11 protein-coding genes are annotated in these 10,394 nt (G+C 42.2%); 10 read left to right on the top strand and 1 reads right to left on the bottom strand.

Translation table 11 applies throughout. The annotated features are described in order from the left end of the window. Positions 1-10: 10 nt before the first annotated feature. The 3 genes from ODU34_RS04830 (at position 11) to glgP (ending at position 4,006) form a co-directional block, all read left to right on the top strand. Positions 11-820, top strand: a complete 810-nt coding sequence (locus ODU34_RS04830; protein WP_014638303.1) for a purine-nucleoside phosphorylase — start codon at positions 11-13, stop codon at positions 818-820. A gap of 32 nt (positions 821-852) precedes the next feature. Then, complete coding sequence (deoD, locus tag ODU34_RS04835) at positions 853-1,566, top strand: purine-nucleoside phosphorylase (RefSeq protein WP_014638302.1); 714 nt, start codon at positions 853-855, stop codon at positions 1,564-1,566. Between the two features lie 175 nt (positions 1,567-1,741). Next, complete coding sequence (glgP, locus tag ODU34_RS04840) at positions 1,742-4,006, top strand: glycogen/starch/alpha-glucan family phosphorylase (RefSeq protein WP_105179272.1); 2,265 nt, start codon at positions 1,742-1,744, stop codon at positions 4,004-4,006. Positions 4,007-4,029: 23 nt separating this feature from the next. On the opposite strand, the gene ODU34_RS04845 is transcribed toward glgP, so the two are convergent. Next, positions 4,030-4,608 carry a VanZ family protein gene (locus tag ODU34_RS04845; protein ID WP_105179271.1) on the bottom strand — a complete coding sequence of 193 codons (579 nt, stop codon included), beginning with the start codon at positions 4,606-4,608 and terminating at the stop codon, positions 4,030-4,032. A gap of 112 nt (positions 4,609-4,720) precedes the next feature. Here ODU34_RS04845 and hemW point away from each other — a divergent pair, with 112 nt between their 5' ends. From hemW to galE, 7 genes are all read left to right on the top strand, one after another. Then, complete coding sequence (gene hemW / locus ODU34_RS04850; RefSeq protein WP_044760917.1) at positions 4,721-5,848, top strand: radical SAM family heme chaperone HemW; 1,128 nt, start codon at positions 4,721-4,723, stop codon at positions 5,846-5,848. 229 nt (positions 5,849-6,077) lie between these two features. Continuing rightward, positions 6,078-6,818: an acyl-ACP thioesterase domain-containing protein gene (locus ODU34_RS04855; protein WP_105179270.1), complete on the top strand. Its 741-nt coding sequence runs from the start codon at positions 6,078-6,080 to the stop codon at positions 6,816-6,818. After that, positions 6,805-7,422, top strand: a complete 618-nt coding sequence (locus ODU34_RS04860) for an NUDIX hydrolase (RefSeq protein ID WP_105179269.1) — start codon at positions 6,805-6,807, stop codon at positions 7,420-7,422. Before ODU34_RS04855 ends, ODU34_RS04860 begins: the two co-directional genes overlap by 14 nt. A gap of 9 nt (positions 7,423-7,431) precedes the next feature. Continuing rightward, complete coding sequence (locus ODU34_RS04865) at positions 7,432-8,205, top strand: TIGR01457 family HAD-type hydrolase (protein WP_015647053.1); 774 nt, start codon at positions 7,432-7,434, stop codon at positions 8,203-8,205. After that, the gene (locus tag ODU34_RS04870) at positions 8,195-8,824 is read left to right on the top strand and encodes a TIGR01906 family membrane protein (protein ID WP_398578388.1); all 630 of its coding nucleotides are present in this window, start codon (positions 8,195-8,197) and stop codon (positions 8,822-8,824) included. The genes ODU34_RS04865 and ODU34_RS04870 overlap by 11 nt, the downstream gene beginning before the upstream one ends. A gap of 97 nt (positions 8,825-8,921) precedes the next feature. After that, positions 8,922-9,098 (top strand): 30S ribosomal protein S21, encoded by a 177-nt coding sequence (rpsU, locus tag ODU34_RS04875; protein WP_000048054.1) that lies wholly within the window; start codon positions 8,922-8,924, stop codon positions 9,096-9,098. Positions 9,099-9,202: 104 nt separating this feature from the next. Then, positions 9,203-10,219: a UDP-glucose 4-epimerase GalE gene (galE, locus tag ODU34_RS04880; protein ID WP_105139648.1), complete on the top strand. Its 1,017-nt coding sequence runs from the start codon at positions 9,203-9,205 to the stop codon at positions 10,217-10,219. The last annotated feature ends 175 nt before the right edge of the window (positions 10,220-10,394 follow it).

Below are 10,394 nucleotides of genomic sequence, written 5' to 3' on the forward strand. Positions count from 1 at the left end.
AGGAGAAAATATGAGTTTACTTGCAAAAATCAATGAAACAAAAACGTTCTTGGAAGAAAAAGGTTTGGTAAAACCTGAATTCGGTTTGATTTTGGGTTCTGGCTTGGGTGAATTGGCCCAAGAAGTTGAAAACGCCATTGTCATCGACTATGCAGATATTCCAAACTGGGGTAAGTCAACAGTTGTAGGTCACGCTGGTAAGTTGGTTTACGGTGATTTGGCAGGACGTAAGGTCTTAGCTCTTCAAGGTCGTTTCCATTTCTACGAAGGAAATCCGATGGAAGTTGTGACCTTCCCAGTCCGTGTTATGAAAGCCCTTGGTTGTGAAGGCGTGATTGTAACCAATGCTGCAGGTGGTATTGGCTACGGTCCAGGTACCCTTATGGCCATTACAGACCACATCAACATGACTGGCCAAAATCCATTGATTGGCGAAAACTTGGAAGAATTTGGTCCACGTTTCCCAGATATGTCAAATGCTTACACTAAAGAATACCGTGAAAAAGCCCATGCCATTGCGGAAAAATTGGGTATCAAGTTGGACGATGGTGTCTATCTCGGTGTGACAGGTCCTACCTATGAAACACCTGCTGAAATCTTGGCCTTCAAGACTATGGGTGCTCACGCAGTCGGTATGTCAACAGTACCAGAAGTTATCGTGGCAGCTCACTCAGGTATGAAAGTCTTGGGTATTTCTGCTATCACAAACTTTGCGGCTGGTTTCCAATCTGAACTCAATCACGAAGAAGTTGTAGAAGTAACCGAGCAAATCAAGGGCAACTTCAAGGGCTTGGTGAAAGCTATCTTGGCTGAGTTGTAAGCATTCGAAAATAGAACAAAGAGGTACATTACATGTCTATCCATATTTCCGCAAAACCAGGCGAAATTGCTGATAAGATTTTGCTTCCTGGTGATCCGCTTCGTGCTAAATTTATTGCTGAAAACTTCCTTGAAGATGCAGTTTGCTTCAACGAAGTTCGCAATATGTTCGGCTACACAGGTACCTACAAAGGTCATCGTGTCTCTGTCATGGGAACAGGTATGGGAATGCCATCCATATCTATCTATGCCCATGAATTGATTAATGAATATGGTGTGAAAAAACTAATTCGTGTGGGAACAGCAGGTTCTTTGAACGAGGATGTCCATGTCCGTGAATTGGTCTTGGCTCAGGCAGCTGCGACCAACTCTCGTATGATCAATATTGACTGGCCAGAGTACGATTTGCCACAAATCGCTGATTTTGATCTTTTAGATAAGGCTTATCATATCGCCAAAGAACTCAACATGACAACGCATGTTGGCAATGTTTTATCATCAGATAGTTTCTATTCTCCAAAATTGTTTAGTCGCAACTTAGAATTAGGTCAACTAGGTGTCAAGGCTGTAGAAATGGAAGCAGCTGCACTTTATTACCTAGGTGCTAAGTTTGGCGTTCAAACGCTTGCCATTATGACGATTTCAGATAGCTTGGTTAATCCAGAGGAAGACACCACAGCAGAAGAGCGTCAAAATACTTTCACGGATATGATGAAAGTTGGTTTGGAAACTCTGATTGCAGAATAATTAAGAATAATTCTGATTGTAGTAAACTGCAATCGTTTAAAAGACGAACCAATTTCTATTTGTACGGAAGTTGGCTTGTCTTTTTTTTATAAATAGGGTATAATTAAGAAAACGTTTACAAAGGTAGAGCGAAACCTTTCTGAATGATTACATTAATATATCCAGGAGAAGCCTTATGATTAATTTACAAAATTTTGTTCAGTCTATGTATGCCAAACGCATTGAAGATTGTACAGACCAAGAACTCTATTACGCCTTGCTTGCTTTTACAAAACAGCAGAGTGAAGCTAAGTATACAAATGACCAAAAGAAAAAGGTCTACTATATTTCAGCAGAGTTCTTAATTGGTAAGCTCTTATCTAATAACTTGATCAACTTGGGTGTTTATGATGAGGTGAAGAGCCAGCTTGCAGCAGCAGGTAAAGACTTAATTGCTATTGAAGATGTGGAGATGGAGCCATCACTAGGAAATGGTGGTTTGGGTCGTTTGGCTGCCTGCTTCCTTGATTCAATTGCTAGTCTAGGTCTTAATGGTGATGGGGTTGGTTTGAATTATCACTTTGGGCTGTTTAGACAATTATTTGAATACCATCAACAGTCTGCTGTGCCAAACGAGTGGATTACACCACGTTCATGGTTAACGGAGTCACCGATTTCTTATCAGGTGCCATTTGCTAACTTTACCTTAACATCTAAGTTGTATGACATCGATATACCTGGTTATAAAATGGAACGCAAGAATCGTCTTCGCTTGTTTGACCTTGGTTCAGTTGATGACGATATTATTTATGATGGGATAGAATTTGATAAGGAAGATATTTTCCGAAACTTGACTCTCTTCCTCTATCCAGATGATTCGACCGATGAAGGAAAAGTTCTCCGCATCTTCCAGCAGTATTTCATGGTCTCTAACGCTGCGCAACTATTGATTGACGAAGCGGTTGCTAAGGGGTCAAACTTACATGACCTGCCTGATTATGCTGTTGTTCAAATCAACGATACTCACCCATCACTTGTTATTCCAGAATTGATTCGCCTTTTGGAGCTTCGTGGTATTTCGTTTGATGAGGCAGTTGAAATTGTTAAGAAAATGACTGCTTATACCAACCATACCATCTTGTCAGAGGCGCTGGAAAAATGGCCGCTTGATTTTCTGAACTATGTGGTTCCGCACTTGGTACCGTTCATCGTAGAATTGGATCGTCGTGCCAAAGAAGTGAAGGATGATCCTGCTGTCAATATCATCGATGAACATGGCCGTGTTCACATGGCACACATGGATATTCATTATGGTTATTCTATCAATGGGGTGGCGGCACTTCATACAGAGATCTTGAAAACTTCAGAGTTGAAAGCTTTCTATGAGCTATATCCTGAAAAATTCAATAATAAGACAAATGGGATTACCTTCCGTCGTTGGCTCATGCATGCTAATCCAAGTTTGGCAAGCTACCTGGACGGCCTACTTGGACATGGCTACCATCACGATGCAAGTGAACTCGAAAAGCTGTTGGATTACAAAAATGATAAGGAATTGAAATCTTGGTTGGAAAAGACAAAGCAGCATAATAAACGCAAATTGCAGCGTCATATTGCCAAGACACAAGGTGTTCATGTTAATCCAGAATCCATCTTTGATGTACAAATCAAGCGCATGCACGAGTACAAGCGTCAGCAGATGAATGTTCTCTATGTTATCCATAAGTATCTGGATATTAAAGCAGGCAACATTCCTACCCGCCCATTGACGGTATTCTTTGGAGGAAAGGCTGCACCTGCCTACACAACCGCACAGGACATCATTCATTTGATTTTGGTATTGTCACAGGTGATTAAAAATGATCCTGATGTGGCACCGCACTTGCAACTCGTTATGATTGAAAACTATAACGTAACCGAGGCGAGTTATATTATTCCAGCGGCAGATATTTCAGAGCAAATTTCCCTTGCATCCAAAGAAGCTTCTGGTACAGGTAACATGAAATTCATGCTCAACGGTGCCTTGACCATCGGTACAGATGATGGTGCCAATGTGGAAATTCATGAGTTGGTTGGTGATGAAAATATCTATATCTTTGGTCAAGATAGCCAGACTGTTATTGACCACTATGCAAATGGGACCTACTATCCATATTCCTTCTACGAACGTGAAGCCATTCGTCCATTGATTGACTTCATTACATCGGATACCATTCGTCATGCTGGTGGGATCGATGAGCGTCTCTGGCGTTTACAGGACAACTTCAAGCACAATGACCACTTCATGACCTTGCTTGATTTGGAAGATTATATCTCGACTAAAGAGCAGATGTTAGCAGACTACGAAGATCGCGACAGCTGGTTGGAAAAAGTCATCGTCAACATCGCTAAAGCAGGTTTCTTCTCGTCAGACCGTACTATTCAACAGTACAACGAAGACATCTGGCATTTGGAAGCGTAGTATATAAAAATGACCTTTCGGGGTCATTTTTTCTGTATTCTATTTTTGAAAGAGTGGGCGATTGCGGATTGTCCCAAGAAGTTTCCAAGTGCGAAGCCAGAGGTGTTAAGCAAGATGTCGCCAAGGTCAAAGAAGCCCAGTGAAAAGAAGAATTGACAGGCTTCAACTAGCAATATGGCCCCTACAAAGAGAGAAAGTTTTTTCCAAGAAAATGAAAAAAGCAATCCAAGTGGTAAAAAGAGTAAGAGGTTAAAGACCAATATAGCAGGATTGAGAAATAGGTCTTGAGAAAAAGTGCTAAGGAGATTCCAGTTGACACCTTGGACGTCCATGCTTTTGAAAAAGAGGAGGTAGATCAGTAGAAAGCCATAGCATCCATAGAAAAACAAAAGAGTCAGTCGGGAAATGCCTGGCTGATAGACCAGTCGAAAGAGAGTAAAGCAAACCCCAGTCATCAATAGTATTGCTGTAAGACTAGGTAAAAAATCAACCGTCATAAAAATGGTCGTGAACTGGTAAAAAAGAAAGGTCATAAAAAGCCAGCGGCAGAATAAGAATGATAAGATAGCGTTGATGACATCATAGAATCGTTCTTTGTTCATGACTTAATCCCTTTTGTAGATTTTGTAAGTTTACTATATTATATCATTGTTTTGAGGGGGAAGTGATGGCTGTAAAAAATATTTTTATAGACAATGTGCTATAATAGTTCTTATGAAAAAACGACCGACATCTGCCTATATCCACATTCCATTTTGCACCCAGATTTGTTACTACTGTGATTTTTCCAAGGTCTTTATTAAGAATCAGCCTGTTGACGAGTATTTGGCAGCCCTCATGGAAGAGGTCAAGTTTTACGACCTGCCAGCCCTCCGCACGCTTTATATCGGAGGCGGAACACCATCGGCTCTCTCGGCAGACCAGCTAGATTATCTCCTGACAAATCTGGAACAGCTACTGGACTTGTCACAGCTGGAAGAGTTCACTATCGAGGCCAATCCAGGTGACTTGACGGCAGACAAGATAGCAGTTCTGAAAAAATCCAAGTGCAATCGGGTGTCGTTGGGTGTTCAGACCTTTGATGACCGTATGCTGAAAAAAATCGGTCGCAGCCATAACCAGGCCCAGATTTATGAAACCATTGCAGCCCTCAAGGAAGCGGGTTTTCACAACATTTCCATTGACCTGATTTATGCCCTGCCTGGTCAGACCATGGAGCAGGTGGTGGACAATGTCGCCAAGGCCTTGGAGCTGGACATTCCCCACATGAGCCTCTATAGCTTGATTTTGGAGAACCACACGGTCTTCATGAACCGCCAACGCCGTGGCAACCTGCATCTGCCCAACGAAGATGTGGAGTCGGATATGTTCGACTACATTCTACAAGAGCTGGAGAAAAACGGCTTTGAGCACTACGAAATTTCCAACTTCACCAAGCCAGGATTTGAAAGTCGCCACAACCTCATGTACTGGGACAACTCGGAGTACTATGGTCTAGGAGCTGGAGCATCTGGCTACATCGACGGCATGCGCTATCGCAACCGCGGCCCCATCCAGCACTACCTCAAATCCATCCGCGAAAAAGGCCATTCCCGCTTACACGAAGAATTCCTCAGCCAGACCGAGCAGATGGAAGAAGAGATGTTTCTGGGCCTACGGAAAAAAACTGGCGTGTCCATTGAGCGATTCGAGGAAAAGTTTGGCATTTCCTTTGAAGACCGCTACGGTCAGGTGGTCAGAGACTTGAAAAATGAAGGTCTCTTGCAAGAAGAAGACCGTTGGCTTCGGATGACGAAAAAGGGATTGTTTCTTGGCGATACAGTTGCCGAACGTTTCATATAGTCACTCAGTTTGTTTTATTACTTCGACGAGCGAGGAAACTTCGTTTCCTTATTTCCAACTTCAAACACTCCACTGGAGTATTTGAACTCGCTTTGCCGTACTCTACGAATGTTACTTACTATCGTAAGTACGATTTCCAACCCTCAATAGTCCACTGGACTATTGAAGCTATCTGCAGCTGTTGACGCAAACTGAAAGACTATACTTTAAGACTAGAAAGATCAACATTATGGGGCTAACATATCAAGAAGAGTTCACCATTCCCTTTGATATGGTGGATGTTAAACAAGAAATCAAACTGCCTGACTTTATTTCCTACTGTCTTGGTGTGTCAGGTCGGCAGTCGGAAGAACTGGGTCGCAGTGACCTCTATGTTTTTCAGGAATTTGGCTTGATTTGGGTGGTGACAGATTACGAGCTAACTATTCAAGCACTGCCTAAGTACAATGAAACCATCACGATAAAAACAGAAGCGGTTGCCTACAACAAGTTTTTCTGTCATCGGATGTTCTATATTTACGATGAGGCGGGCAATCTTTTGTTAGACATTCTCTGCTACTTTGTCCTGATTGATTTTGAGACTCGCAAGGTGGCGCCTGTGCCAGAAGCCTTGATTGCCCCTTATCAATCTGAGCAGGTCAAGAAATTACCCCGGGCTCCCAAGTATCAGCTCTTGGAAAATCCATCTGTTCAAGAATTTCCTGTTCGCTATTTTGACTTGGATATGAATGGTCATGTCAACAATGGCAAGTACCTGGAATGGATGTATGAAGTACTGGGCTATGATTTTCTGCTCTGCCATATCCCTAAAAAAATCCAACTCAAGTATCTTAAGGAAGTAGAGGCGACTAGCTTGGTGAGTTCACGCATGGTGGCAGAAGCTGGTGTCAGCCAGCATGAGATTGTGGTGGATGGGCATATCCATGCTCAAGCTGTCATAGAATGGAGGGAAGGTCATGTCGCAGGATAAGTGGTTGGAATGGGCCGTGCGTTTACAAGCCTTGGCTCAGACAGGCTTGGCCTATGGAAAAGATGTTTATGACATGGAGCGTTTCGAAGAAATCAGGCAGATTGCGGCAGAAATGTTGGTAGAGCCATCTGGACAGCCTTTGGAAGTGGTGACAGACTTGTTTTGCAATGAAACAGGCTATCAGACACCCAAGCTGGATACCCGAGCAGCTATTTTTCAAGAGGATAAAATCCTACTTGTCCAGGAAAACGATGGGTTCTGGTCCTTGCCAGGTGGTTGGTGCGATGTGGACCAGTCCGTCAAGGAAAATGTTGTCAAGGAAGTAAAGGAAGAAGCGGGGCTGGATGTGGAGGCTCTGCGAGTCGTTGCGATTTTGGACAAGCACAAGAACAATCCTGCCAAGTCAGCCCACCGCGTGACCAAGGTCTTCATTCTATGTCGTCTCCTTGGCGGGGAGTTTCAGCCTAATTCGGAAACAGTTGCCAGTGGCTTCTTCAGTCTAGATGACTTACCACCGCTCTACCTTGGGAAAAATACAGCTGAGCAGTTAGCACTTTGCTTGGAAGCTAGTCGGTCTGAGCATTGGGAAACACGATTTGATTAAGGAGGAAAAATGACATATACAGGTTATTTGATTGATTTGGATGGTACGATTTATGAAGGGAAAAAGCGGATTCCTGCTGGTGAACGTTTTATTCATCGCTTGCAAGAACGTCAGATTCCCTATTTATTCGTGACCAACAATACCACCCGCCGCCCTGAGATGGTGCAGGCTATGTTGGCTGAAAACTTTAACATTGAGACACCGCTTGAAACAATCTATACAGCTAGTCTGGCGACAGTAGATTATATGAATGATTTGGGCAAGGAAAAGACAGTCTATGTCATTGGAGAAGACGGGCTCAAGTCTGCCATTTTTGAGGCAGGTTATGTGGAAGATACGGAAAATCCAGCCTATGTTGTTGTCGGTTTGGATACTCAGTTGACCTATGAAAAACTGACCATTGCCACCTTGGCTATTCAAAAGGGAGCGACCTTCATCGGTACCAATCCTGATTTGAACATTCCGACTGAAAGAGGCCATTTGCCAGGAGCAGGCTCACTTATTGCGCTTTTGAAAGCTGCTACCCGAGTAGAGCCGACCTTCATCGGTAAGCCTGAAGCCATTATCATGGACAAGGCTCTGGAGATTTTAGGCACAGAGCGCAGCCAAACGGTTATGGTGGGAGATAACTACCTGACGGATATTCGTGCAGGGATTGACAATGGATTTCCAACTCTTTTAGTCCTGACTGGATTTACCAAGCCAGAAGAAGTAGCAGACTTACCCCTGGCTCCAACCCATGTCCTCAACAGCCTAGATGAATGGAGTTTTGATGAGAACTAAGTTACAGATTATCGGAACGATTTTATTTGTCTTGTCGGCAGCAGTTCTAGGAACCATCTACCTAGCTTGGCTAGTTTATCCGCTTGAGATTTCTTTTTTGGGGTTGGAAAAAGTGGTCTACATGAAAGCGGCAGATATTTCCTATAATTTCAATATCTTGATGAACTATCTGACCAATCCATTTGCAAGTGTTTTAGACATGCCAAATTTTTCATCCTCAGCTGATGGTCTGAAACATTTTGCAGATGTGAAACATTTATTCCATTTAACTCAGGGGATTTTTATCCTCACCCTCCCTGCCTTTGTGCTTTTTGTAAAAAACATTCTGCTAAAAGGTTATGGAGACTTGGTTAAAAAGGTCATTTTCTGGACCATGCTTACGCCAATGATAATCGGTTTATTAGGTGTTCTTGTTGGCTTTGATCAATTTTTTGTATTATTTCATACGGTGCTATTTCCAGGGGATTCTACATGGCTATTTGACCCTGCAAAGGATCCTGTCATATATATTTTGCCACAAGAGTTTTTCTTGCATTGCTTTGTATTATTTTTTGTCCTTTACGAATTCTTCTTTGGGACAATACTGGCGTGGACAGAAAAAAAAAACAGGATAGGATAAGAGCGTAAAATTCATATTTTAGAATTAAAAAATATTGACAAATGAGTTGAATCATAGTAAAATGATAAAGACTTTGAAATTGAGGGGAGTGAAAAAAATGTCAAAAACAGTAGTACGCAAGAACGAATCACTTGATGATGCTCTTCGTCGTTTCAAACGTGCGGTTACTAAAGCTGGTACTCTTCAAGAAACACGCAAACGCGAATTCTACGAAAAACCATCTGTAAAACGTAAACGTAAATCAGAAGCAGCTCGCAAGCGTAAAAAATTCTAATTGAATTTGAAAACGGCCGAAAGGCTGTTTTTTGTTTACTTTTTACAACAGGTAACATATAATAGGGATATAGAATTTTTGTCCAGGTGAAAAGGAGTAAAGAGATGAGTATCTTAGTTACTGGCGGTGCAGGTTATATTGGTAGTCATACGGTTGTCGAATTGTTAAATTTAGGTAAAGAAGTAGTAATTGTTGACGATTTATCTAATGCAAGCATCCAGGTATTGGATCGTATTGAAGAAATTACAGGAAAGAGACCGACCTTCTATCAGCTAGACGTAGCAGATAAACGGGGATTGCGTCAGGTGTTCGAGAAAGAAAATATCGAGTCAGCGATCCATTTTGCTGCATTTAAGGCAGTAGGAGAATCAGTTCAAAAACCTGGTGCTTATTACGAAAATAATATTATGTCCATTCTCTCATTGGTTGAAGTGATGGCTGAGTTTGATGTGAAGAAAATCGTCTTTTCATCTAGTGCGACTGTTTATGGCAGTTTTAATCCCTCTCCTTATCAAGAGGACATGCCAGTAGGAGTTCCAACAAGCCCGTATGGTCAAACGAAAGTCATGTGTGAACAGATTCTTCGCGACATTTATGTTTCTGATTCAGAATGGTCTATTTCGTTGTTGCGCTATTTCAATCCAATTGGAGCTCATGAGTCAGGCTTGATTGGGGAAGATCCGTCAGGCATTCCAAATAATTTAATGCCATTTGTAGCTCAGGTAGCAGTTGGTAAACGTGAATTTCTCAATATTTTTGGTAATGCATACGATACGCCAGATGGGACTTGTGTACGAGACTATATCCATGTTGTTGATTTGGCCAAAGGACACGTACGAGCATTAGAAAAATTAGATGAAGCTAATCAGGTTTATACTTATAACCTAGGTTCTGGTCAAGGAACAAGTGTCTTAGAATTGGTAAATACTTTCATTCAAGTAACAGGTGTAGATGTTCCGTATCGCTTTGCACCAAATCGAGCAGGAGACCTTCCGTCCTTTTATGCGAATGCAGACAAAGCTCTGGCTGAACTCAACTGGAAAACAGAAAAAACAATTGAAGACATGTGTCGCGATACGTGGAACTGGCAATCGAAAAATCCAAATGGATACGAAGGATAGTCATAACCACCCGTGAAAACGGGTGGCTTGTACACCGGCTATAAGCCGTTTCTCTCCAGCGACGTCTAAAGACGTTCGCTGAACTTCGTTCAGGTTAGTGCTATAATTACTTGACTAATGCCCGTAACAACGGGCTTTTATCTCGTTCTAAAACTGCCATCTGAAAATGGATCTT

Origin of the sequence: Streptococcus sp. 2018WUSS126 (genome assembly GCF_044427425.1) — a bacterium.
Lineage (GTDB): Bacteria > Bacillota > Bacilli > Lactobacillales > Streptococcaceae > Streptococcus > Streptococcus hashimotonensis.

Coding starts and splice junctions, on each gene's coding strand:
- glgP (WP_105179272.1), top strand. CDS start 1,742: ATGATTAATTTACAAAATTTTGTTCAGTCTATGTATGCCAAACGCATT.
- hemW (WP_044760917.1), top strand. CDS start 4,721: ATGAAAAAACGACCGACATCTGCCTATATCCACATTCCATTTTGCACC.
- ODU34_RS04830 (WP_014638303.1), top strand. CDS start 11: ATGAGTTTACTTGCAAAAATCAATGAAACAAAAACGTTCTTGGAAGAA.
- ODU34_RS04845 (WP_105179271.1), bottom strand. CDS start 4,608: ATGAACAAAGAACGATTCTATGATGTCATCAACGCTATCTTATCATTC.
- ODU34_RS04865 (WP_015647053.1), top strand. CDS start 7,432: ATGACATATACAGGTTATTTGATTGATTTGGATGGTACGATTTATGAA.
- galE (WP_105139648.1), top strand. CDS start 9,203: ATGAGTATCTTAGTTACTGGCGGTGCAGGTTATATTGGTAGTCATACG.
- rpsU (WP_000048054.1), top strand. CDS start 8,922: ATGTCAAAAACAGTAGTACGCAAGAACGAATCACTTGATGATGCTCTT.
- deoD (WP_014638302.1), top strand. CDS start 853: ATGTCTATCCATATTTCCGCAAAACCAGGCGAAATTGCTGATAAGATT.
- ODU34_RS04860 (WP_105179269.1), top strand. CDS start 6,805: ATGTCGCAGGATAAGTGGTTGGAATGGGCCGTGCGTTTACAAGCCTTG.
- ODU34_RS04870 (WP_398578388.1), top strand. CDS start 8,195: ATGAGAACTAAGTTACAGATTATCGGAACGATTTTATTTGTCTTGTCG.
- ODU34_RS04855 (WP_105179270.1), top strand. CDS start 6,078: ATGGGGCTAACATATCAAGAAGAGTTCACCATTCCCTTTGATATGGTG.